We start from the raw sequence: 22,412 nt of genomic DNA on the forward strand, positions 1-22,412 counted from the left end.
TCACAACAATCCATACCCTGACGAGGAGACAAGCAGAGATGAAAAAAGCATTCATCGTTAATCCGTGCTCGATTGCATTGATCGTCGTTGCCGCATTAACGTTCGCATCTTCGAATCTATTTGCTCAGGATGATCCGGAGGCGCGTCGCATTATGGAGATGGCCGATGCCAGGGACGACGGCGACAACCGGACTGCAGACATGGAAATGATCTTGATTGACAAAAACGGCAGCAAACGGACCCGGAAAATAGCCTCTTTCAGCAAGGATAAGGGCGACGACACCTTGCGACTGATGTTCTTCCTGCAACCTGCGGATGTAGAAGACACCGCTTTTCTGACCTTTGATTACGACGACCCGAACCGCGACGACGACCAATGGCTCTATCTGCCGGCCCTTCGGAAAACGAAACGAATTGCATCGTCGGACAAAAGCGGCAGTTTCATGGGATCGGACCTGAACTACTCCGATATGACCGATCGGGAACTGGAAGACTACGACTATCGTTTTTATGAAAAAGGGCGTGAGCAGACGTTCGACGGGATCAAAACCTGGGCCATCTGGTCTATCCCGCGATCAAAAACGGTTGTGAAAGAAACCGGATACGCCAAATCGCTCCTTTTTGTGCGGCAAGATAATTATTTCGTGATTCGCTCCATCCTCTGGGTCGAAAATGGCGGAGATCTGAAATACATGATGGTCAACAGGCTGGAGCAAATAAGCGGGATATGGGTGGCCACCGAAATGCAGGTTGCACGAAAGGCCGGCAAGCAAACCGTTCACAAAACGCTCGTAAAATTGGACAATGTGCGTTTCGACCAGGATCTTGATGAAGCGATGTTCTCTATCCGCAGAATGGAAAAGGGACTGTAGGAATTCAATTTTGCAGACTATCGGGTATTCTTCTTTTTCCAACAGGCGATCCTTGGATGTTTTGCTGTTGACTGCCGTGTGTTTCTTTCTCTGTTTTACTGGATATCCAGCCAACGCTGCTACCGAAATTTCAGGCGATGGAGACGATAGCAACGTTAACCGTACGGTCGATGAGAACTCACCCTTCTCTGACGATGGCCTTCTTGATGGATTCGACAGCACGACAACGACGAACGGCAGCAATGATATCCTGCTGGACGGATTCGATGACGACGACACACAGAACGCAACCAGTGAAACAGATCTGCCATCGAGCACGTCTTCCGCTCAAGAATTGCCGGTCAATCTGAGTGGAAGCGCTTCACTGGCTGCATCATACAATTTTGCGCATGATCCACCCGAAGGGGACAAAAACGATTGGCGCGGGTTGTCACGCTTGAGAACGGAACTGTTTTTGGAGCTCGAAATCAAACCGTCGGATTCCTGGCGGGCATTCATCAGCGGAAAGGCTGACTACGATTTCATTTACGGAATCCGTGGCCGGGAGGACTACACGGATGAAGTGCTGGACGATTATGAAGATGAGCTGGAATTTTGGGAGGCCTACCTGCAGGGAAACATCAGCAAGCAAATCGATTTAAAAATTGGCCGCCAAATCGTTGTCTGGGGGGTATCGGACAATATCCGTGTCGTCGATGTGATCAATCCGCTCGACCAGAGAGAGCCCGGCATCACCGATATCGAAGATCTTCGTCTGCCGGTCTGCATGACCAAGCTCGACTATTATTGGAAGCGTTTCAATATTTCAGGTATTGCCATCCATGAAGTGCGCTTCAATAAAAATCCAGCCTATGGGTCCGATTTTTATCCTCTGGAGGTATCAGTCCCGGAGGATATCCCCGAAAGCAATTTGAACAACACCCAACTGGCTTTTTCTCTCTCCGGTGTCTTTTCGGGATGGGACGTTGCCTTTTATTGGGCGGATGTCTATTGCACCGACACGTATCTGTCCGGGGAAAACCACGACGCATCGCCATTGGCCAGACAGAAACACGCCCGCATCGAAATGGCTGGCAGCGCCGCCAATATTGCAATCGGCAACTGGCTGATCAAAGCGGAGCTGGCCTGGCTGGATGGACTGAAATTCACCAATTCGCCTGGAAAGACCTATTCCCGTCTCGACGTTCTGGCTGGTGTGGAATATGCCGGGTTCTCCGATACGCTGGTTGCCCTTGAGATAGTCAATCGCCATCTGTTCGATCATGCGAAGGCCCTCGAAAACGAACCGGACCGGTATGAACAGGACCAGGTCCAGTGGGTTGTGCGTCTGGAAAGAGATTTCCTGCACGAAAACCTGACCCTTACAATCCTGGCTTCGGTCTATGGCGAAACCGGGAATGGTGGCGCCTTCGAACGGTTTTCGGCGGAATACGATATCACCGATAGCCTTAAAATTACCGGTGGATTGACTCTTTACCAGTCAGGAGATCTGCCAATTTTCAGGGATATTGAAGATAATGACAGATTTTTCCTTGAATTTAAGTATAGCTTTTAGATTATTTCTCCTATGGGGCGACTAAGCCGGATACCGTTGGCCGCAGATGTAATCCTTACGGTCATTGTAAACGGTTTGCCTGCAATAGGGGCAATTCCGGATGATTTCATCCTTGAAAAACTCGAAGCGGTTTCCGCAATTTTTGCACGTTACATCGAAAATCGCGTCGGGTCCCCATTCCTGGGTGTTGTTTCCGGTACATTTTCGCATGTCTGAAACGCTTAAATAGCCGAATAATTAATTAGGGCCTGCTGAACAATCAATAAATCATTGAAAAATTTATTAAAAATTGCTAAATATAGTGTTGTTAGTACACGGAAAACCGCCAATTTTTTCCCAAAACCTTGCACCTTCCGACACGAAAATCATGTACAAACACAATTTGAAGCAACTCGAGTTTGTTGAATTTTCCCTGCCCTTTCAAGGGCATCTGTCGCGTAACAACAAATGGGTGAAATTAGCCGCGTTGATCCCGTGGGAACAGTTCGAAGAAAGATACCAAAAGAACTTCTCCAAACGCAACACCGGTCATCCGGCGCTATCGGTCAGGATGGCACTGGCGGCATTGATCATCAAGGAAGAACTGGGCGTCAGCGACAGGGACTGTGTCGAACAGATCACAGAAAACCCGTACCTCCAGTACTTTTGTGGGCTCAAGGCGTTTATCACCGAATCTCCGTTCGATGCCTCCCTATTCGTTCATTTTAGAAAACGTTTTCCAGCGGATCTTCTCAGCCAGGTGAACAACGCCATCGCCCAGAAGGTTCGTGAAAGGCAGACGCCTCCAGATGACCCGCCGCCTCAAAAAGGTGGCAACGATGAAGGCAGCGAACAGCAACCGCTTTTCAAAGAAGGTCAGTTGTTGATGGATGCCACCTGTGCACCGGCGGACATCACGTATCCGACTGGTGTTTCCCCCGGATATTAACACCTACAAACACCTAAAACACCCTCCCCACAAGGAATCGATACACTGTTAAAGGCGCTCAATATAGAAAAATGACATCCAGCCATAGATTCTCATCTGTGGTTTATACCAGCGACTACTGGCAGTACGAAATTTCCGTTTGAAATAGCATTTCTGTTTTCCGAATCCCGCCTATATATCTCCCCTTCAATCGAGAAAAATCCATTTAATCAACCGATATCTATATATATCAATACCTGACATCCCATCCCTTCTTCTAAACACCAGTTTTTCATTAACCCCATTTACCCAACTAAAAAGAAAGGAGCCCACATCCTATGATCAACCAACTCATCCTGACCGGCAACTTGGGAAACGACCCAGAAATCTTCTTCGGATCTGAAGGTGACCCGGTCACATCATTTTCCCTGGCATTCAAATCCGGTCGTGACAAAACCAGCTGGATCAAGTGTGTTGCGTTCAACAAAACGGCGGAAATCTGTGAAAAATATTTGCACCAAGGCGCCCGCATCGCTGTTGTCGGTTATCTGCAGCAATCCAAATGGAAAACCAATGAGGGTGAACCCCGCAGCAGCTTCGAAATGATCATCAACACCATCGAATTCATTAAGACAGATAACCGTGGCGGAGATGATCGCAATGAACAACATCCTTTTTAACGTTGAAGGAGCGCGATGACCAAACGGACAACCGACCTGCTGATCAAGATTGCCATCGAAGTCGTGGACTGGATTAACATTTTGCTCAAAGAAAAAAGGAGAAAAGGTAAAAATGACCGCAACCGAACTGCAGAAAAGAAATGAAAAGGCAGACCATTTGAGGGTTCTTCAAACAGATGACGGACAATTCTTTGTTGAATCCGGAGAGGGAAAGATCCTGTACAACGTCACTGTCAGCGATGATGGAGATTTTTGTACCTGCGGGGATTTCGCGAAAAATATCAAACGTGATCCTGACTTTCGCTGCAAACACATCCTGGCGGTATTCAATGCGGTGCCCAAACGCGAAGTTGATGGTGCCGTATTCTTGGAAAAGCAAGTGCCGAAGCTGGATGAACGCTGGATCATGAAGATTGAGGGTAAGGAGTTCGTCAAGTATCCGGGCCTTTTGGATTTGGCACATCAACATGGCCTTTCATCAATCGAAGTCGATATCGTCCAGATGCCCACCAAGGAAAATGGAAACTTCGCCGTGTGCCGGGCAACGGTCATGAGCAAGATCGGCGAAACCTTCATTGACATTGGAGACGCCAATCCCGGTAATTGTTCCAGCAAGGTGGTCAAACATTTGCTTCGATTGGCCAGTACCCGTGCCATTGCCAGGGCACTTCGATCATATACAAACGTTGGAATGACGGCACTTGAAGAGCTTGCCGATTTCAATGAAGCCATACCCGAAGGAGGACAACATGAGAATCCTGCATCGAAACGTAAACCTAAAGCTGCGAAGAAACCCGCTGCAAAACCGGCAAAGAAAGCCCCTGCTGCATCTGCTAAACCGAAAGCGAAACCGGCCCCAGTGGCACCCACAGTGGAAACCCAGACTGAAAAAGAATCTTCTGGCCAGGATGCTGGGAAGGGTAATACCAGCCCTGGGATGAGCGAAGCGCAGAAACGAGCCATTTTCAACCTGTCGAGACGCCGTGGTATTTCTGTTGAACAGTTGGAACAGATGGCCGCCGATGCCTATGGTTGTGGCATTGAGACCCTAACGAGCAGCGACGCATCTGCTTTCATCCGACAACTCCAGCAAGCAGCCTAACCTATAAATTCCGAGACGTTAACTTATACCTAAAGATAGGCGATAGGCGGAACCTAACGACTGAACGGGATGCCTATCGCCTTTCTCTTTTCTAAAATACGCAGCATCCTGCGCTTTTAGGATGCCTATGAGGAGGTACTGAAAATGGTTTTAAGTGAGCTTAGGCAACAACCGCACCTATCCGCTTCGTCCATAGGTGAGTATGTGGAATGTTCCCTCCTATACAAATTCGGTAGGATCGACAAACTGCCTATGGAGCATAAAGCAGAGGCATTGGAATTCGGCACCTGCATCCATAGGGTCCTTGAGCAATATTACAGTGCACGAATGATCGGTGAGAAGATGTTGCTGAAATATGTCCATGAGATTTTCGATACCACATGGACCGGCATTGCAAAGGACAACGACGATATCAAATACAATGGTGACAACGATTTTAAAATCCTGTTAATGTATGGGAAGGATCTACTGACCGCCTGGTATAACAAACTGCCTGATGACGGGTTTACCATCCTGGCCATCGAGGAAGCTTTCAGCATTAACCTGCCAGGCATTCCCATTCCCATCATTGGCGCAATGGATCTGGTTGAAGAAGATTCCGCCGGCACCCTGATTATTACGGATTTCAAAACCAGTGGTCGGGCCTATTCGAAAGACGAAGTGGACCAAAACCAGCAGCTAACCATGTATCAGATCGCCGCCAAGCTTAATGGATACGGTGATCGAGAGATCCTGCTGCGCTTCGATACCCTCATCAAGACCAAGACCCCAAAGTTTGAACAATACTGGACTGTACGCTCCGAACTGGATGAACGGCGCCTGATCAAGAAAGCGACTCAGGTCTGGGATGGCATCTCGAAAGGAGTTTTTATCCCGAATGATACATCATGGAAATGCAAGGGGTGCGCTTACAAACAGGCGTGTGATGAGTATTTGGAATCCATAGGAGAAGAATATGACCAAGCGAGCAATCAATGATGTGCAATCGTTTTTGACATTCATGGAGTCGGATGGAAACCGGGTTTATCAGATCGTCAATGTGGAATTGCTGCTGCGACGCCACCCACCTGAAGCGGTCGTGTCATTCCTGCAAGAGCTTCACAGGGACTATGGTCGAGAGCTGTCCAAGCTAATCCAGGAGGACAAAACCAACTCGCAAATCAATGAACTGGTGGCCAAACGATTCCGCTTGAAAATGGCCATCAATACGATTCGCAACTACGGAAAGGAGGAGGCAGCATGAGCGAAGATTTGAATCCCAAGCAACGTGAGGCAGCAGAATTTAAAGACGGTATTGCTGCGGTGATAGCTGTGCCCGGCTCAGGCAAGACGCGCACTATGATGGAGCGGATCGGCATCCTGGTCAATGAATACGGTATCCCTCCGGAGCATATCCTCGGATTGACATTCACCAGAAATGCGGCCGACGAAATGCGATCCCGGTTGGTGCCGGTATTGGGCGATCTGTCATCAAGGGTCCGATTGTCCACCATCCATTCGTTCTGCCTTCATCTTCTCAAAACCGAAGGTCGCGTGTTTGAAATCCTGTCCGGCAAGGAACAGTTGGTATTCATCAAAAAGGTCATGAAGCGATTGCGAGCAAAGGATGTAACCGTGGGCACCGTACTGCGAGAAATATCCCTGGCCAAGAACAATATCATCGATCCGGTGGAGTTCAAGGATCTGTTCTACGGTGACAAGACCATGATGCAGGTCGCCAACATCTATGAGGCGTATGACGAAGCGAAATCCAATAAGCTGTTGCTCGACTTCGACGACCTGCTGTTGGAGGCGTATTACCTGCTGCGTGACAACGATGAGATCCATGAAAAATACCAGGGCAGCTTCCGGTCCATTCTGGTCGACGAGTTCCAGGATTTAAATCCCGTCCAATTTGCCCTGTTACGTCTGCTTATCCGTGAGGACACCGATCATGACCCATCCAGTTTCTGGGTAGCCGGTGACGATCATCAGGCCATTTACAGTTTCACCGGCGCATCCGTGGGCAACATCATCAACTTTCAAGCCATGTTTCCCGGTTCACGTCAGTTCATCCTCGATTTGAATTACCGCAGTACACCCCAAATCCTTCGTGCCTGTCAAAACCTGATCCAGTATAACGTCAAGCAAATCCACAAAGATTTGAAAACCGATAACCCCGATGGTGACGATGTTATTGTATTGGAAGCATCGAATGAAGAGACGGAGGCACTGGGCGTGGTTAATGAAATCGTGGACCTGGTCGAGCGCCGTGGGTATCAACATAGCGACATTGCGGTTCTGTACCGGGCGAACTTCCAATCCCGTTATGTCGAGGAGGCCTTTTTGCAAAACAAAATCCCGTATCATATCCAGAACGGACAGACCTTTTATGACCGCCGGGAAGTGCGGTGCCTGCTCGATTATCTGCGGGTGATCAATAAACCTGATTCCGATGAGGGTGACGAGGCGCTGTTGAATATTCTCAATGTGCCTGTCAGATATGTCAGTAATAAAGTGAAAGACCAATTGAAGGGGTATTGCCGGGAAAGGGGTATCCATTTGTATCAGGGGTTGAAGTCCATGATCATCGGTACGCCTTATGTCAGGAAACTCGTCAAGGAACTGGTCTACTTCATGGAGCCGTTAATTGGAAACGCAAAATCCTTGGAGCCGGTGCAGGTCATCCAACAGATCCGCACAGCTTTCGATTATGACCGCTTTATCGTAGACGAGGACATTCCTTCGCCCGATGACGTGAAGATTTCGAATATCAATCAATTGCAGTTGGCCGCCGTCAGATATTCAACCATCGCTGCCTTTCTTGCATATACGGATAGTTTTCAGGATGAAGCTGTTGCCGATGATAAACAGGGTGTGAGCTTGATGACCGTTCACAAAGCGAAGGGTCTGGAGTTCCCTGTTGTATTCGTGATCGGTCTGGTCGAAGGTTTAATGCCCAGCGGTAAAGGCAACCTGGAGGAAGAGCGCCGGATTTGCTTCGTTGCCATATCCCGTGCAATGCACCTGCTGTTCCTGTCATACCCGTTGAATTATCTGGGGCAGCCCTCAAAGAAATCGATCTTCCTCGATGAAATCATCGGCAATCGCCAACCTGCCTTCGACAAATCCGCCGCCTGAACCTTTCCCGCAGTCGCTTATTCGTCCATTCCATAGAACAAACTGTCAACAATATTGCAATTTCCACGGAGGTCTGTTGCCATGACGTTTCAATTATTCCATTTCCGCGATTCAGAGAAGATTCTTAAGGAAAAGGCCATGCTCCGCTATATCACCCTGACCATGGAGCATGTCTTCAATGCCCTGGAAGGCGTATACCTGCGCAATGCCCTTCTTCGAACCGTCCTGGATGAGATGGGCTGGCATCAGGGGGATGTCTGGAATATCATCGCCGGCCGTCGTTGCCGCTATCTGGGATACAAAAACGGGGTTGCCATCGAGGCGAGCTTTACCGATTATTCGTATATTGCCGAAGGCCTTACCTGCCTGCAACTTGGTTACGACAAAGGCCAGATCGATGCGGGCATTCTGCTGTTGACCACCAGGGGCATTCCAGCGGGAAAGGAAAAGGATATGTCCGTCATCCTGAACAAAGACATGGGTGCCATGGAGCCCACCATATCGTTGCCGGTGTGTATCGGTCTATACGATTTCGGTGATCCCGTGATCGGCAACTGCAATAATTTCCCCTCCTGCAGCACCGAATCCAATCAGCTGCAAATCCCAACCCTGTAATCGTTACATGATGCCGGTAAAGGTGATCCATTGTATGGGCACTGACCGGATATTGAAATCCGCCGCTTAAACCGTCTCACAACTGCTACAGAGACAGTACCTCAAAGATCCATATCTACATATAGCTCTGCACTTAACACCAACTATAGGAGGGCATAATCATGTTCGAGATCCTGCATTTCAGGAAATCGGAGAAAATTCTATCAAATAAAAACCTGCTGGAGGATGTCCAGGCAACCATGCAGTACATCGACGATGTACTGACCGGAGCGCTCTATACCAGGGAATTGCTGCGCATGGCACTGGATGAAATGGACTGGACCGGCGATATCGACAGCATGCGAATCATCGAGAACCGACGCTATATGTATAAAGGTGTCAAACGGGGCGTGGCCATCGACGGCAATGTCAGCGCATACGAATATATTCTCGAAGGATTGGTTCGCTTGCAGATCGGTTACGACAAGAGGCGCATCGAAGCCGGCATCCTGATCGTCAATTCAAAACGAAGCGACAAGAGTCCTTTGGGCACAACCGCTGACCTGATCAAGGCAGAGATCGAAACCCTATATCCCACCATCCATCTGCCGGTGGCAGTTTGTCTGATTTCTACCGGTGAACCGATTCTATTCGACGAGGAGGGAAATCCATATGGCAGCGTATCCGTTTCGAAAGATGACAACCCAGCAGTTGAGAAAGCGACTCAGGGATGATCTGGATCAAGATCGACCGTTAAATAATGATACCGGTCGTCAATCTGAAGCAACACACGATTTCCCATCGATACAAAACCAACCAATCCCCACCTTTCATCAATCTGAATCAATAAATCGATAATCAAATCTATTCCGGGAGCCGCCCGTCCGCTTGTATGGATACGCACCCTGTTAGAGTCGTCAGGGGAAATGTAATGCGCCAGGTGGTGAAAGGCGCATCTCCCGGATTCAATCAAAATGGAGAATACTATGAAAAAGCAGAAACTAACGACCCTTGGCAAAGTTTTCGACCGCGTCGATGAAATGTCGGCAGCCTGCTATGACCAGAATATTGATGTCCCCGATGTGTCCTTTGACAACCTCGATGTGCTGCGGATCTCTGGTGAACCGCATGATATTCGGCCCGTGGCAGCCCGATCTATTTCAAATCGCCTTGGCGTTCCTTATCCGTATCTGCGACGGTGTCCACCCGATGTACAGGCGTTGAACCTGAATCACTGGATCACGAAGGAGAAGAATGACCAGCTGCTGTTCCGGTTTGATGGTCAGGATGTGCGGGCCGTTTTTACGACAAAGTATATTCCGGTGGACAATTTCGAAGTTTGTGAGCGCCTGGATTCGTTGGGTTATGGGCCGGACACCGAAGTGCAGTGCCATTTGGACCCGGAGTTCATGTCGTTGAGCATTCCGGATGGCAAGCATTCCTTCGATATCAACGGGGACAGATTTACAGGCGGACTAAGTTTTTCGAATAGTGAAGTTGGTTTAGCTTCACTTTCAATCAGCTGCTACTATCTCAGACTTGTTTGTAGTAACGGACTAATTGCCAAATCTGACGTTTCAGCTTCTTATCGCCACGTGAGCACAAAGATCCTTAGCGAGTTCCCCCAAGTGATTGATAAGGTGTCATACGAATTGGGCGCCCAGCGATCACAATTCAAGCTGTCCATGGAATCGCCGGTGGATGATCCTGAATCGACCCTGGACAGCTTCAATCGTCAGTTCGGTCTGAATGCATCCGAGAAGGAAGCAGTGGAGTGGGCGTGGCCACATGAAATGGGTGATACGATGTTTGCCGTGGTCAATACATACACCAGGGCGGCACAGTGGAATGAACTGTCCGCGGAATCCAGTTTCAGGTTGTCTCGGGTTGGCGGGAATATTTTGGGGATGTTGAATTGAAAGCCCGGGCTTTGGACAGTGGGAACTTGGGAACCCTCCTGGTCAGATGATTGGGAGGGCTCCTTTTTCTGGCATCGCTGCTAAACGAAGAATCTAAGCTCCCGAATTTGACTATGATCAAATAATGAATTGTTGACAATATCCCGAAACACCATTTAAATTTAGTTGTCCTATCTGCAAGTTACTTATCGCCAAAAGCCAAACCCATTGCGAAATCGGGACGGAAAACCACGGGTCTCTACAATCTCGTTGCGTCGATATTTCTGAATTTGGGTTAATCTGAGACAGCCGGGCTGCCGAGGGTGACATCGTCAAGGTCACTTACGGAGCAGTTCGGCTTTTTTGTTTTAACTGAAAGAATGCGATGCCTTTCAATTAAATGTATAAATTGTTGTAAATGCTAACTAAAAAAAGGAACAAGGCAAATGTTAGCCAATTGGTTGGTAAAATCAGCTATCCGGTTCCAGGTTCGTAAAGCTTATGCAGGTGGCTTTAATCTCGATGGGTGGCGTGCATTCATGAGAGGCCTCGGTATGTTTGCGCGTATTCCCAAAGGGATTACTGTAGAGTCCGTTGATTTCGGAAGTATCAGGGCCATGCACTTCTATCCTATCGATCCGATTCAAAACTGTGCGGCTGTTTATTTCCATGGGGGGCTGTATGTCGGGGGCCGACCGCACGACTACCGCGAAATGGTAGCAAGGCTATCATGCGAGTGTAATTGTTCTATCTATGCAGTTGATTATCGACTGGCACCGGAAAATCCTTTCCCGGCAGCAGTTGAAGATGCGCGAGCTGCTTTGGCATATATCAATAGCATCTACGACCGAACAGCCGTTTTAGGGGATTCTGCGGGCGCAGGTCTGGCAATGGCAGTCATGAGGGCAGACTCAGTATCTGCTCTGCCAGTAGCTGGGGTTTTGTTGTCCCCTATGGTTGATTTGACCTTGAGTGGCAGAAGTATAGAGGAGAGGGCGGGGCGTGATCCATTATTTCGTCGACAGGCCCTGGAATCAGCGGTGTACATGTATCTTGGTGACCATTCGGCAGAAGACCCGGATGTATCACCCCTTTTCGCTGATTTATCGGGCTATCCACCTTTGCAGATTCATATTGGGACAGAGGAAATGTTGTTCGACGACGCAAAACGTTTGGCCGAAAACGCTCAGCGTGCTGGTATAGAGGCAGAGTTGTGCGAATGGGACGGCATGATCCATGATTTTCAACTTGCAGCTCGAATGCTCAAGGAGGGTCGTGAATCCATCAGTCTCATTGGTAAGTTTTTACGTAGCCGCATGTCGGCATCAGATTAACGGGCAGAAGATACGCAATCACATTCGACCAATTGCCTGGCGGAAGTAGCAACTTGAGTATTAATTGACCTAATTGAAAAGTCCATGATTTGGACAAATGTAACACGCGAGCCCTCCCTTCCAACGTACCGGGAGGGCTTCTATTAATTTGCGTTAGTGCTATTTATTGGGCATTTCTGTTTCACCCTCAATGATCAATTCGGATATTCCAGGTGCCAAAGATTTGGATTCCCATGTTCCATTGCCTTCTATACCTTCATATTTACCAGTACCCCGGATGATAGTGAAGGTTCCCTTACTGTGACCTTTCCCTACTGGTTTTCCTTCAGTACTTGAAATCACTTTATCGCCGTTCGAATAGGTTCGTACAACGTAGCCGTTCACCGTACCTTTGCCGGTTTTAAAATTCATGTCTAAAAGCCCACTACTTATCCCAGTGGATTTCTCCCCTGTCTTTTCATTAACGTATACATTCTTGTTTTCAAATACCGCGATTGTGTGTCCTCCTTCGTCACCAACCTCGATGGAATGCCATTTGGTCCGTACACTTGTCGCCCTGGATTTTACCTTCTCGCCTGCTGCGGCATAATCGATCGCAGCAATTGCAAAAAAAACTACTACCACCATCATTCCTGATAACGATTTGGATTTAATCATGACATCTCTCCCTTTCTTTTTTTTCATTCGACCATGGATGGGCACACAAACTCCAAGAAAAATTTAATTTGACTCACAATGTCAAGGTGTTAGGATGTTTGTACCCACCGCAAAAGATGATACGTTTTTAACATGTAAGGGCCGCGTATAACGGTTATAACGGTTCAGTTTTTTAGAATTAACGTCGGATTGATGTGACGGGTCGATATGAAAAAGCTTGAATCTATCCAATTTGACCTATCGGACTTCAAAATCAAAATTCAATTTCATGGCAGAAAGGAACCGCTTGTCGTCCATTTTGATACGCCATCCAGACGATTTCATTTCTCGGTTATTGCCCTGATCGTCCATGAGATGAAAAAGAAAGGGCAATCGGATTACATTCACATCCGGAGGCATAAGGATGTGTTGCAGAGGCTTGACCAGGGATTCTCAGGCAAACATGCCTCCAAGAATGTGGAAAGCATGTGGGCGAAAATTAACATGGCCTGGCGACACCGGCTGCCAGATTTAGAGACGGCCGCTTGTTTTAAGATTCTGGATCGGGATCAGATTCCGCCTTTTGAAAAGGGTGGAAAATATAGATACGAATGCTCGGATATAGAGTGTGATATCTGGGCGAACCTATTCAGCCACGACGAAAACAACAAATGGCGTCTCAAATTTTTAAGTGATCCGGCAGTGGTTGACTTGAATGCGATTACGCTTTCCAATGGACATTTGAAGGGTGACGCTGCCTGGGAGGCGTTTTTGGATCGTCTGACCATTTCGTCGGGAAAAGAAAGCGCTCCAAAAAAGAGAGTGACAACAAGGAGGCCAAAATGGACACTTGCTTTGGTCGGTGTCCTGGTTGTGTTTATTGCCACCTTCGCAAGCTGGTATGCTTTCCTTCGGCAAATACCCCAGAAAGGGGGACTTGAACTTCCAGACAGGCCTTCGATTGCGGTATTGCCTTTTACCAATCTAAGCGACGATCAACAGCAAGATTATTTCACCGACGGTATGGTGGACGGCATCATTACGGCATTGAGCCGCGTGCCCAAACTTTTCGTGATCGCCAGCAACTCGACATTCAGTTACAAGGGCAAAGCGGTTAAGATCCAGGAAGTGAGCGAGGAACTGGGCGTTCGATATGTCTTAGAAGGCAGCGTCGCCAAGGCAGGTAATACAGTTCGCATTAACGCCCAATTGATCGATGCGCTCACCGGCCACCACCTGTGGGCCCAATACTATGACAGGAATTTGAGCGATATATTTGCTGTTCAAAACGAAATCATTAAAAAAATCATTACGGCCATGCAGGTGGAGCTAACAGATGGAGAACAAATACAGGCGTCTGCCAAAGGCACGGATAGTCTTGAAGCCTACCTAAAGCACCTACAGGCCTTATATAAAATCGGTAAATTCGATATCGAAAATAATGCTTCAGCAAAGAAGCTGGCTGAAGAGGCGATCGCCCTGGATACCAATTATGCGATGGCATACAGGGATTTAGCTCTCACTCACCGAATGGATGTCTGGCTGGGCACAAGCAAATCACCCAAGCAGTCCATGGTAAAATGTCTGGAGTTGCTGGAAAAAGCTACACAATTAGATCCAACTTATGCCGATGCTTACAGTTCGATTGCGTTCTCGCTCAGCATGGATGGTAAGCATGAAAAAGCAGTTGCTACAGCGGAGTATGCGGTTGAATTGAATCCTAATTCAGCCAATGCACATGCCATCCTCGGAAATACAATCAGATTTTCTGGAAGGTCAGCGGACGCTATTCCAGAATACAAAAAGGCAATACGCCTCAATCCCATCCCACCAGCCTATTATCTGTTTGGGTTAGGCCATGCCTATTGTCTGACAGGCCAATATGAAAAAGCGATCAAGTGGTGCAAAAAAGCAATACTGGTCGCCCCCGATTCTTACCTACCACATTTAACGATGACCGTAGTGTATAGTATGGCAGGCAAAGATAAAGAGGCCCGTGCTGCGGCCGCAGAAGTCTTACGGACAAATCCCAAATATTCGGTTTTCCAACATGAAAAAAGAGCCACGATCGTTGGTAAGGAAGAATATTTTAAAGCTTTGCGTAAAGCAGGGTTAACATGACTGAATTCGAATTGCATGTACTTTATAGCTAAATAAATCTAAAAACATTCAAACAGCCGCGACTGTCGATTGTTCCGTCTAACTCATTCGCACTGAATTCATAACGTTGAGTTTCCATCTATTTTTGAAGCACCAACATGACCGACCAAATCACCACAGCCCTCACCGCCCTGAAAAAACCAAATTCCGATCTCGGTTCAAATTTACGGACAAGGATCACCAATACATCCACTCCAAAGGCATCGACACCATCCGCTCCCACGCTGTCGATTTCATCACGACCAGATTAGCACCGGCGTTCCCCAAAAATGATGGAAAGCAGACGCCGGTTCTCCCTTGCAATGAGTCTCCATCGAAATACTTCATCAAATTCACGGCGGACATTAAAACCGATCCTTAGTGGCGAACGGACATAATCGACCATCAAATTTGTCATTTTCCGTTATCCTTTGTCAGTACGGGTAATATATGGTGGGAGGCAATAAGATTGAATTGACACGTATCATGAATAGACATTACGGATAATTTATTGCAGGAGTCCATTGGTTGCTAAAATATTTCAACATCGGCATGAAAGGATAGGATCAAGCACTGGATCGAGTATCGACTATAGTAAGAGAAATACAAACGGGTGCGCTTCCTCAAACATAGAGTTGGTTGTCCAGTGTGTAGATAAGGGGACAGTTTTTTAGCTGTCCCCTCTATTTTTCGGTAGATATCCTTGGGGATTGTAATCAGGCCATTGACCTATGATTTATAAGATCAGATTAGATTTCAAGGTGATGAACGATGCCGGTTGATCCTCAAATCCGCAACAATCCCGTTAAGTCCATCCTAATCGTCGAAGACAATGACATGCTATTGGAGTTGCTGGTCAAAGGTTTTGAAATGTTCGGCATGGAGATATTCAAAGCTGATAACGGTCTCGACGGATGGAATCTTTTCAAAAGCGATCACAAAGATGTTGTCCTCACCGATATTAGTATGCCAGGGTTGGATGGCATTGAGCTTTCTCGACGGATACGCAATGCGTCACCAAACACCACGATTGCTTTGATGACCGGTGCAAACGCTGATGCCGCCAGAGAGCTCTTAGATGATGGTACCGCAGATCATCTATATCTCAAACCTTTCCCGTTAAGTTCTGTCTGCAAATCATTAGCCGCCTAAAAAACCTGAGGATTATATTCCTGTATGCGGTATTCATTGCCCAGCATGCGACCGCGACTTGCTGCCGGGGATGTCTGCGGAAATGGCATCGGATTGAAAAGGGGAGGACGCTGACAGATGATGAAACTGGGTTTGTGGTGGAGTTGGTGATGGAGTGGATCAGGGACCAGATTCAATAGATTGAAATTTTTCTGGCAACATAGATAAGCACAATTGTCCCGACTGCATATTCCAAGTTTTCAGGCTGCCAAAGAAGTGGCCGCGATGATCTTTCGAAACTCGGCCAATATGTCTGGATAGTGGGAAGATAAAAAGTGGACCACCTTACCGTTGTCCAGCAGGCGCGACAAGTAGCCGCAAGCCAAAACCAGATTCAACGTGTCCTTGCCATATGATTCTTTGATCAACTTGATATCGTTCACCAGTCCTTCGGTCTCCTTTTCCATGCGGGCCATCTCTTCGGGTGACAGCCCCTTCAGCTTTTTTTTGAGAGGCTCCTTTAGCTGACTGGGTGGGGTTGCGGCTAACAGTGCCTTGGCAAATGGGACCGTGTAGTTGTGGGCTGCCGTCATCAGCTCACACATCTCAACCTGCCGGTCAGGCACCACTCGGCTCAATGTACGCAGGGCGGTCGGGGTGATGCGCTTGTCTTTGAGCATGTCCACTGCTTCCGGATCAATCCCGTTGAGTAAATTGCGCTTGCGGCGTATCTTGGCTACGTCCACATCCAGTGCTTTTGCAATTCTTTCCTCCGATACACCCTTTTCCACGGCTTTCAAAATCATGAAATGTTCCTGGATAGGTGCCAAGCGGCTAATCTTATGGTTGTAAGTGTATCCCTCGTCATCGGTAGCCAAAAGGCAGCGAACCGAGCGTTTGCCTAAAGATTTGAGTACGTCCAGGCGCAGATGGCCGTCCAACAACAGGAACTTTCCCGGCACCTGCTTGAGACTGTAGACGACAAGGTGCTCGATAATCCCCACCTCCCTGACCGAAGTAGTCACCTGCCGGTACTTGGCCGTTTTCTTGATAGAGGCTTTGATCGTTTTCATTGGTTGAATGTCGTCGATGGCTACCTCGATCACTTCCGGTTCGAAGGCCATTTTAACCGCCTTTTTCATGGGCACCTCTCTGCTGCCTGTCTTTGATTTGGTCCGCCACATATTTAGGCATGGAATCGATGGCCTCGGCCCGCAGCAAGGTGGCAAAATGGTCATCCTGGAACAGATCGCCGAGAGCCGAAACAATGAACAGCAGGCGAGCCTCGCATACCTTGGCCTTGCGAACAAGCATGGTCTGCCGTTCGACCTCCTTGCGGTAGGTTTTCACCAGGATGTTGGCCGTAAGCGCTTTCTTCCTGCCCGAGGTGACGCCCGTGAAAAGCTGTTTTCCATAGGTGCGGCGTTGCTCAATCAAGCGCCTGACATGGGTCAGCGCATTGCCGCGCAGTTTCTTTTTCTTGTATGCCTCCAGCAGCGCCAATTGCGCATCTTCGTCAGTTGCGCTGGAGATTTCGACCGCTGTACTGATCGGCACCTGGCCCTTTTCGACCGCACTGATCAGGCGTTCTTCACCGCATTCCAATAGCCGTACGATGCCACGTACGTATTCCTTGGTGACATCGATCTTGGCGGCGATTTCGGCTGAGGCGTACCCGCGCTCCTTGAGCAGGCCAATCTGTTGCACCAACTCGACGCTCAGTTGCTGTCTGCGGGCAAGGTTTTCCACCAGGCTCATCAGAAAGCAGTCTTCCTTGGACACTTTGATGATAACGGCCGGAATTTCTTCCTGCCCCAGGGCAACGTATGCCTCCAGCCGTCCCTGCCCGCAGACAAGGTCGTATCCCTTACCGTCCTTGGAGCTGGAATGGCTGACGGTGATAGGGCGTTTCAATCCGATGTTGCGAATGTTGGTTACGATCTGTTTAAACTTGGCCTTGTTACGGCAGCGGGGGTTGAGCACCCGAATTTGCTCGATGGGAATCATGGCAACCCGCTGTTCAGTATTCGTTTTCATGCGGCCATCCACATTTTTGCCCTTTCAGCCATGCCGAAAAAATAGTCCAGGTTGTCAAAACGATAGGTGTCCAGTTGTACACCGTTGTGCTCTGCCAGCCGCAGACGCTCGATCTCCATGTCGATTAACGGCAGCAGATAGTAATCAATGGGGACCGTGTTTCCCGTATCCATCCTCAAAGCGACAGTAATGTCCGGTGACAGCCCGAAATCGAACCGAACCAACCATCGCAAACTGCCAGCTTGAGTCTGCCAGCATCGCGCCACGACAATCGAAACCGAAAACTCATCGTTGATGGTGAGTAAGTCGGTGTGCTCATCTTTTTCGATGTAACCACCAAGCGCTTCGATCTGCTGAATGACATCCGTAACGATGTCCTTATGCGTTCGTCGTAGGAACCGGTTTATCCGGATATACTGGTAATCACGATCTGGTGTATACCCCACCAGCCGATAAGCCCGTACCAGTCCCCGAAAGCGGGATCGATAGACGGCGGAAGATGGCATACCTTCAGTTTCGTCGATTAAAAGGCCGGACAACTTACCGTGCTTGCGATACAGATGCCTCAGGCGATCGAGCATCTCCTCATCGCTGAAGCGTCGCTGCCTCTCCAGCATGATGCCTTGTGCCTGGTAGAACAGTTGGGGGTCCACAATGGCCTCGAATGCCCCGTTGAACCTGATCCACATTTCGGGGGGATTCTTCACCCGCTTTTGTTTCAGCTTGAATGAGGAGCGGTTGTACACGTTGTTGCCGATGTACTTTTCGTTCGTGAGGACCTGCTGGATCGAACTGCGTGTCCAGGGGCGCTGCAAGTCGGTTAGAATCCCCTGAGTGTTCAGCTGCTTGGCAATTTCGAATTCCGATAGCCCGTCATAAACGAATTTTTTATATATTGCGTTGACAATTTCGACCTCGTTGGCAGGACCGGGGACCAGTATTACCCGGTCGGTTTGTAGACTTTTGTACTCGCCATGTCTAAGGAGGCTCTTTTCGTTACCGTTTTCATCAATGAGCATGCGCCGCAATCCGAATCCGGCCATGCCACCTTGCCTGAACCCCTTTTCGATCAAGCGGCACTGACCGGCGAACACCTTGACTGATAGTTCCCGGGAGTATTCTCCGGCCATGGCTCGTTTCACACCCTTTACAATGGTGGATATCGGGCTGCCGTCGTTTTCAAACTGTTCTGCGCAGTAGATCACACGGATACCAGCGCGTTTGCAGATGTATTCGTAATAGGCACTTTCATCGGCATCCTGGAATCGTCCCCATCGGCTGATATCGTAGACCAGAATGACTTCGAAGTCGGCTTGACCACTTTCAACATCGGTGATTAGGAGCTTAAGCGCGTCCCTACCATCAATCCGGAGCCCGCTCTTACCGTCATCAGCATAGGTTCGGATGATTTTCATACCGTGTTGCTGAGCATAATTGAGAATGGTATCACTTTGGTTCTCCGTAGAGTATTTCTGGTGTTCCGTTGACATGCGAACATATTGGACAGCCGGGACCAGGTCTTCATCAGACATAGCTCCGCCTGGTGTGTGATCAGAGTCGTAAACGATCATGGTCGTTTCGTCCTTAACTAATCGACAAAAACAGATGTATTTATTCAGGTAGAAACAGAAGTTTCTACCGGCATCTCAAAAATTTTTTCCTGTGCAGCGTAAAAGGTTGACCGGTCTACGATGGCAGGAAATACGTTGTGTTTAATGCAAGGACCGAATTGATTTGATCCGATGTAAAAAGCGGATGTGATAATGTTCCTCACCTTTTTGGGATTCCAAACCTTGCTTTTATTTGCAGCTGACACGCCTTGAGCATTCAGCAGGTTCGTAATGCCCGCCATTGTGTAACCGTGGTTGACATAAAGATCGAACATCAGGCGTACGATCTCAATTTCATGGACAGCGCCTGGAACAAGCGTATGGTAGTTGGACAGGCCATAGTCGTCGCTGTATATGCTGACGCCAGGTACGCGTTTCATTCCAAAGGGGGCCACATAGCTGACGAAACCGCCCATTAGGAATTGTTTGCACTTCGACTGCCAAGACTTATGCCGCCAATAACGCCCATTCTTCAAATTTGGAACCAGCAAAACTCGTCCGGATCTTCCATGAGTCTCGTAAAGGTCGATAGCGATGAAAATCCGAATTGCGCTGGAGGTTTTGATGGCATATTCCAAGCCAGACCAGTCGGGTTTCTCAGCAAGTCCCCATCCAATGATCAGATTTGAAGGGTTTCGGTAAATCTGTGGCAAATCTATGTCGAGTAAAGGATAGTTGTTGATTCGAATATCTGGCTGGTAAAAACTCATTCTTTCCAAAAACCTTTTGAGCTTTTTGACCATTACCCTCAACTGGGAATTTTCGGCACCAGGGGCATGGACGATTGCCGTAGTCTTAAACATTGAGGTCGTCGCCCGATTGGAGATTATTTCATTTTACGAAGGTTTTACTTAAGATATCAGCAAATCAGCGAGCCTTGCCATCAAGTCCTCTCTTTGCAATTCTAAAAAAATCGACCCTCTTTTTTTTAAGCCACTGCAATTATTTCGATTTTGACTAACAACGGGTCCATCTTTGCAATGTTGTCTGGATCAGCCGGATAAAGAATGTAATATCCTGGTTTGATGAGGGATTTTTGAATCAAGTAATCCATCTTTGCAATTTTATGATTATTGGCTTCGTCATGAATGCGTGCCTTTGCGGCTTTTACATACCGTTTTTTCTGTAGCCTTTTGTTCCTTTCGACATATTCTGGATGTTCATCGCGATATTTACCCCAATAATCAGAATTCTTGCTACTCCAGTTTTTTTGAGCTTCGTCCTGATTCTTCTTATAGTCGTCGTCATTGTGACGCTTTTGCCGTTGCCAATCGTTGCGTCTTGCCTTTTGGCAGGTGTCGCTGGAACAATATTTCTGGTTGGGGACCTTATAATGAGGGCGAAAGGGGGATTGGCAGTTTTTACAAATCCGAAGCATAGTCATCACCTATTCTAAATAAGTTATTGATGTTTCTTCGGATTAATCGAGAATGAGCTCAGCCTCCATTGTTAATGTTTGGCTGTACGCGGTTGCTTTCAGTGATTTCTGGATTGCCTATTAGAGTCGGCATGGAAAGGCGGCTGATAACCAGATGATATTGTCAGCTCAGCAAGGTATCCACAGGGAAGGCTGGACTATGTATTCTAATCCAGGATACCTATTGTCTGGCGTACCAAATTGGCTTGTGATAAGAATCAGTGAGAAAAAAAATCGTTACAAAAATCGTTACAATGAAATCATAAAACAGGCATCTTTCTGAAAGTTGCTGAAAGTTGCTGAAAAATAAACCCTTTGTAATTATAGGAATATTTCGAAATGACAATGATTCGCGAAAAATGCTATCTCGCCTGCTAAGCGAGTGTGGGGGGAAACTTCCACCGAGGGTTCGAATCCCTCTCTCTCCGCCAGTTCATTAAAAAACCCGGCCTCCCGCAAATCAATGGGAGGCCGGGTTTTTTGTTAAAAATCAGGGGAACCTGCAGTCAAGGGACCGTTGCCCAGTGAACTTATCCCCTCCAGGTGCGAAAGGCACCGGTGTCCACATGGACGAAGTCGGATTTGGGATAGTACCCGACACCGCCGATCTTCAGGTCCAGGCAGGCTTTTCGCAGTTTGCCGGTGTTACATCCGGGCAGGCGGATGTCGATGGCCCGTCCGAGCATATGAAAGCTGCGTTTGGCCACGCCGCTGCTGCGCTTGCGCAGTTGGGCGTTGGTCTTGGGAGAGCGGTAGCCGGAGATGATGTGAAACGGCGTGCCGGATGCCAGGCGCTGGTTGACGGTATAAATCAGATCGAGCAGACGACGATCGATGGCCTGGACTTCGCCGGTGCGGTGATCGCGCAGAATGTGGTTGATCTTTTTCAAGGCGTCGGGGCAATAGGCACCTTTGCTGTAGTAGCAGACGCTGAGCCGTTCGCCGGTGTGGGTGTTGTAAAATGACAGGGTGCGGCGGCTGCCATCCGGCGGCAGCGCGGACCAGGCAGTAGCCGGAACCAGGCATCCCGCCAGCAAACCGGTTCCGAATTTCAAAAAATCGCGTCGACTGCAGTTACCCATGGTATTCTCCAAGGATTCGTCTGTTGGCCATATTCGGCCATCCGTTTGAATTGCTGGAGATAAAAGCAAATAATATGCCCAATTCAGAGGACAACATCTTTTTTTAGCACGCTCACCCGAAAAAATTACTTAAACAACTATAATAATTATATTTTATTTAATAGCAAACTGCGAAAACCACCCTTCTCAAAAGCCATTCTTTCGAGAGCCACATGTGCACTTTTTTGTCAATCCAATGACGGCAAATTACAATCGCAAGGCAAAGCCCAAGCCACCAAGACCGGACTCATCCCATAGA

General features: G+C 48.2%; 24 protein-coding genes, 1 tRNA gene and 1 riboswitch. Of the genes, 18 read left to right on the top strand and 7 right to left on the bottom strand.

Going from position 1 to position 22,412, the window contains the following annotated elements; all coding sequences use genetic code 11:
* Positions 1-38: 38 nt before the first annotated feature.
* The 13 genes from GN111_RS17965 (at position 39) to GN111_RS18020 (ending at position 12,062) form a co-directional block, all read left to right on the top strand.
* Entirely contained in the window at positions 39-872 is an 834-nt protein-coding gene (locus GN111_RS17965; protein WP_155305074.1) for an outer membrane lipoprotein-sorting protein, read from the top strand.
* Positions 873-948: 76 nt separating this feature from the next.
* A complete protein-coding gene (locus tag GN111_RS17970; RefSeq protein ID WP_231715800.1) occupies positions 949-2,427 on the top strand; it encodes a DUF1302 family protein in 1,479 nt (492 codons plus the stop codon).
* A 367-nt stretch (positions 2,428-2,794) separates the two neighbouring features.
* A complete protein-coding gene (locus GN111_RS17975) occupies positions 2,795-3,355 on the top strand; it encodes a transposase (RefSeq protein ID WP_155305076.1) in 561 nt (186 codons plus the stop codon).
* Positions 3,356-3,672: 317 nt separating this feature from the next.
* The gene (locus tag GN111_RS17980; protein ID WP_155305077.1) at positions 3,673-4,014 is read left to right on the top strand and encodes a single-stranded DNA-binding protein; all 342 of its coding nucleotides are present in this window, start codon (positions 3,673-3,675) and stop codon (positions 4,012-4,014) included.
* A 15-nt stretch (positions 4,015-4,029) separates the two neighbouring features.
* A complete protein-coding gene (locus tag GN111_RS34225) occupies positions 4,030-4,158 on the top strand; it encodes a hypothetical protein (RefSeq protein ID WP_269433785.1) in 129 nt (42 codons plus the stop codon).
* Positions 4,127-5,116, top strand: a complete 990-nt coding sequence (locus GN111_RS17985) for an SWIM zinc finger family protein (RefSeq protein ID WP_155305078.1) — start codon at positions 4,127-4,129, stop codon at positions 5,114-5,116. The genes GN111_RS34225 and GN111_RS17985 overlap by 32 nt, the downstream gene beginning before the upstream one ends.
* Positions 5,117-5,260: 144 nt before the next feature.
* The gene (locus tag GN111_RS17990) at positions 5,261-6,094 is read left to right on the top strand and encodes a RecB family exonuclease (protein ID WP_155305079.1); all 834 of its coding nucleotides are present in this window, start codon (positions 5,261-5,263) and stop codon (positions 6,092-6,094) included.
* Positions 6,072-6,359, top strand: coding sequence for a hypothetical protein (locus GN111_RS17995; RefSeq protein ID WP_155305080.1), 288 nt, complete (start codon positions 6,072-6,074; stop codon positions 6,357-6,359). Before GN111_RS17990 ends, GN111_RS17995 begins: the two co-directional genes overlap by 23 nt.
* Positions 6,356-8,236 (top strand): ATP-dependent helicase, encoded by a 1,881-nt coding sequence (locus GN111_RS18000; RefSeq protein WP_155305081.1) that lies wholly within the window; start codon positions 6,356-6,358, stop codon positions 8,234-8,236. The genes GN111_RS17995 and GN111_RS18000 overlap by 4 nt, the downstream gene beginning before the upstream one ends.
* A gap of 81 nt (positions 8,237-8,317) precedes the next feature.
* Positions 8,318-8,851 carry a hypothetical protein gene (locus GN111_RS18005; protein WP_155305082.1) on the top strand — a complete coding sequence of 178 codons (534 nt, stop codon included), beginning with the start codon at positions 8,318-8,320 and terminating at the stop codon, positions 8,849-8,851.
* A 161-nt stretch (positions 8,852-9,012) separates the two neighbouring features.
* Positions 9,013-9,564: a hypothetical protein gene (locus GN111_RS18010; protein WP_155305083.1), complete on the top strand. Its 552-nt coding sequence runs from the start codon at positions 9,013-9,015 to the stop codon at positions 9,562-9,564.
* 252 nt (positions 9,565-9,816) lie between these two features.
* Positions 9,817-10,749, top strand: coding sequence for a DUF932 domain-containing protein (locus tag GN111_RS18015; RefSeq protein ID WP_155301866.1), 933 nt, complete (start codon positions 9,817-9,819; stop codon positions 10,747-10,749).
* A gap of 187 nt (positions 10,750-10,936) precedes the next feature.
* Positions 10,937-11,050: riboswitch (cyclic di-GMP riboswitch) on the top strand.
* A gap of 124 nt (positions 11,051-11,174) precedes the next feature.
* On the top strand, positions 11,175-12,062 hold the full coding sequence (locus GN111_RS18020; protein ID WP_155301867.1) for an alpha/beta hydrolase: 888 nt from the start codon (positions 11,175-11,177) through the stop codon (positions 12,060-12,062).
* Between the two features lie 159 nt (positions 12,063-12,221).
* On the opposite strand, the gene GN111_RS18025 is transcribed toward GN111_RS18020, so the two are convergent.
* Complete coding sequence (locus tag GN111_RS18025) at positions 12,222-12,719, bottom strand: hypothetical protein (RefSeq protein ID WP_155305084.1); 498 nt, start codon at positions 12,717-12,719, stop codon at positions 12,222-12,224.
* Between the two features lie 207 nt (positions 12,720-12,926).
* Here GN111_RS18025 and GN111_RS18030 point away from each other — a divergent pair, with 207 nt between their 5' ends.
* From GN111_RS18030 to GN111_RS34460, 4 genes are all read left to right on the top strand, one after another.
* Positions 12,927-14,819: a tetratricopeptide repeat protein gene (locus GN111_RS18030; RefSeq protein ID WP_155305085.1), complete on the top strand. Its 1,893-nt coding sequence runs from the start codon at positions 12,927-12,929 to the stop codon at positions 14,817-14,819.
* Positions 14,820-14,943: 124 nt separating this feature from the next.
* Positions 14,944-15,219: a DUF4186 family protein gene (locus GN111_RS34455; RefSeq protein ID WP_155305086.1), complete on the top strand. Its 276-nt coding sequence runs from the start codon at positions 14,944-14,946 to the stop codon at positions 15,217-15,219.
* A 389-nt stretch (positions 15,220-15,608) separates the two neighbouring features.
* Positions 15,609-15,989 carry a response regulator gene (locus tag GN111_RS18040; protein ID WP_155305087.1) on the top strand — a complete coding sequence of 127 codons (381 nt, stop codon included), beginning with the start codon at positions 15,609-15,611 and terminating at the stop codon, positions 15,987-15,989.
* 35 nt (positions 15,990-16,024) lie between these two features.
* Positions 16,025-16,168: a DUF4186 family protein gene (locus GN111_RS34460; protein ID WP_353740205.1), complete on the top strand. Its 144-nt coding sequence runs from the start codon at positions 16,025-16,027 to the stop codon at positions 16,166-16,168.
* A gap of 60 nt (positions 16,169-16,228) precedes the next feature.
* Here the strand turns inward: GN111_RS34460 and GN111_RS18050 are convergent, their stop codons facing one another.
* The 5 genes from GN111_RS18050 to GN111_RS18070 all read right to left on the bottom strand — a co-directional run bounded on the left by GN111_RS18050 (position 16,229) and on the right by GN111_RS18070 (position 20,993).
* The gene (locus GN111_RS18050; protein ID WP_155305088.1) at positions 16,229-17,110 is read right to left on the bottom strand and encodes a plasmid partitioning protein RepB C-terminal domain-containing protein; all 882 of its coding nucleotides are present in this window, start codon (positions 17,108-17,110) and stop codon (positions 16,229-16,231) included.
* Positions 17,094-18,005, bottom strand: coding sequence for a plasmid partitioning protein RepB C-terminal domain-containing protein (locus tag GN111_RS18055; protein WP_155305089.1), 912 nt, complete (start codon positions 18,003-18,005; stop codon positions 17,094-17,096). Before GN111_RS18055 ends, GN111_RS18050 begins: the two co-directional genes overlap by 17 nt.
* Complete coding sequence (locus tag GN111_RS18060) at positions 18,002-19,537, bottom strand: recombinase family protein (protein ID WP_155305090.1); 1,536 nt, start codon at positions 19,535-19,537, stop codon at positions 18,002-18,004. The genes GN111_RS18055 and GN111_RS18060 overlap by 4 nt, the downstream gene beginning before the upstream one ends.
* An 83-nt stretch (positions 19,538-19,620) precedes the next feature.
* Positions 19,621-20,418 carry a recombinase family protein gene (locus GN111_RS18065; RefSeq protein WP_155305091.1) on the bottom strand — a complete coding sequence of 266 codons (798 nt, stop codon included), beginning with the start codon at positions 20,416-20,418 and terminating at the stop codon, positions 19,621-19,623.
* A 125-nt stretch (positions 20,419-20,543) separates the two neighbouring features.
* Complete coding sequence (locus GN111_RS18070; RefSeq protein WP_155305092.1) at positions 20,544-20,993, bottom strand: hypothetical protein; 450 nt, start codon at positions 20,991-20,993, stop codon at positions 20,544-20,546.
* Positions 20,994-21,358: 365 nt separating this feature from the next.
* Between GN111_RS18070 and GN111_RS18075 the strand changes: the two genes are divergently transcribed.
* Positions 21,359-21,463 (top strand) — tRNA-OTHER (locus GN111_RS18075).
* 99 nt (positions 21,464-21,562) lie between these two features.
* On the opposite strand, the gene mepK is transcribed toward GN111_RS18075, so the two are convergent.
* Entirely contained in the window at positions 21,563-22,114 is a 552-nt protein-coding gene (gene mepK / locus GN111_RS18080; RefSeq protein ID WP_155305093.1) for a peptidoglycan L,D-endopeptidase MepK, read from the bottom strand.
* Between the last annotated feature and the right edge of the window lie 298 nt (positions 22,115-22,412).

The organism is Desulfosarcina widdelii (assembly GCF_009688965.1).
GTDB lineage: Bacteria > Desulfobacterota > Desulfobacteria > Desulfobacterales > Desulfosarcinaceae > Desulfosarcina > Desulfosarcina widdelii.

Coding starts and splice junctions, on each gene's coding strand:
- GN111_RS17965 (WP_155305074.1), top strand. CDS start 39: ATGAAAAAAGCATTCATCGTTAATCCGTGCTCGATTGCATTGATCGTC.
- GN111_RS17975 (WP_155305076.1), top strand. CDS start 2,795: ATGTACAAACACAATTTGAAGCAACTCGAGTTTGTTGAATTTTCCCTG.
- GN111_RS17980 (WP_155305077.1), top strand. CDS start 3,673: ATGATCAACCAACTCATCCTGACCGGCAACTTGGGAAACGACCCAGAA.
- GN111_RS34225 (WP_269433785.1), top strand. CDS start 4,030: ATGACCAAACGGACAACCGACCTGCTGATCAAGATTGCCATCGAAGTC.
- GN111_RS17985 (WP_155305078.1), top strand. CDS start 4,127: ATGACCGCAACCGAACTGCAGAAAAGAAATGAAAAGGCAGACCATTTG.
- GN111_RS17990 (WP_155305079.1), top strand. CDS start 5,261: ATGGTTTTAAGTGAGCTTAGGCAACAACCGCACCTATCCGCTTCGTCC.
- GN111_RS17995 (WP_155305080.1), top strand. CDS start 6,072: ATGACCAAGCGAGCAATCAATGATGTGCAATCGTTTTTGACATTCATG.
- GN111_RS18000 (WP_155305081.1), top strand. CDS start 6,356: ATGAGCGAAGATTTGAATCCCAAGCAACGTGAGGCAGCAGAATTTAAA.
- GN111_RS18005 (WP_155305082.1), top strand. CDS start 8,318: ATGACGTTTCAATTATTCCATTTCCGCGATTCAGAGAAGATTCTTAAG.
- GN111_RS18010 (WP_155305083.1), top strand. CDS start 9,013: ATGTTCGAGATCCTGCATTTCAGGAAATCGGAGAAAATTCTATCAAAT.
- GN111_RS18015 (WP_155301866.1), top strand. CDS start 9,817: ATGAAAAAGCAGAAACTAACGACCCTTGGCAAAGTTTTCGACCGCGTC.
- GN111_RS18020 (WP_155301867.1), top strand. CDS start 11,175: ATGTTAGCCAATTGGTTGGTAAAATCAGCTATCCGGTTCCAGGTTCGT.
- GN111_RS18025 (WP_155305084.1), bottom strand. CDS start 12,719: ATGATTAAATCCAAATCGTTATCAGGAATGATGGTGGTAGTAGTTTTT.
- GN111_RS18030 (WP_155305085.1), top strand. CDS start 12,927: ATGAAAAAGCTTGAATCTATCCAATTTGACCTATCGGACTTCAAAATC.
- GN111_RS18040 (WP_155305087.1), top strand. CDS start 15,609: ATGCCGGTTGATCCTCAAATCCGCAACAATCCCGTTAAGTCCATCCTA.
- GN111_RS18050 (WP_155305088.1), bottom strand. CDS start 17,110: ATGAAAAAGGCGGTTAAAATGGCCTTCGAACCGGAAGTGATCGAGGTA.
- GN111_RS18055 (WP_155305089.1), bottom strand. CDS start 18,005: ATGAAAACGAATACTGAACAGCGGGTTGCCATGATTCCCATCGAGCAA.
- GN111_RS18060 (WP_155305090.1), bottom strand. CDS start 19,537: ATGTCTGATGAAGACCTGGTCCCGGCTGTCCAATATGTTCGCATGTCA.
- GN111_RS18065 (WP_155305091.1), bottom strand. CDS start 20,418: ATGTTTAAGACTACGGCAATCGTCCATGCCCCTGGTGCCGAAAATTCC.
- GN111_RS18070 (WP_155305092.1), bottom strand. CDS start 20,993: ATGCTTCGGATTTGTAAAAACTGCCAATCCCCCTTTCGCCCTCATTAT.
- mepK (WP_155305093.1), bottom strand. CDS start 22,114: ATGGGTAACTGCAGTCGACGCGATTTTTTGAAATTCGGAACCGGTTTG.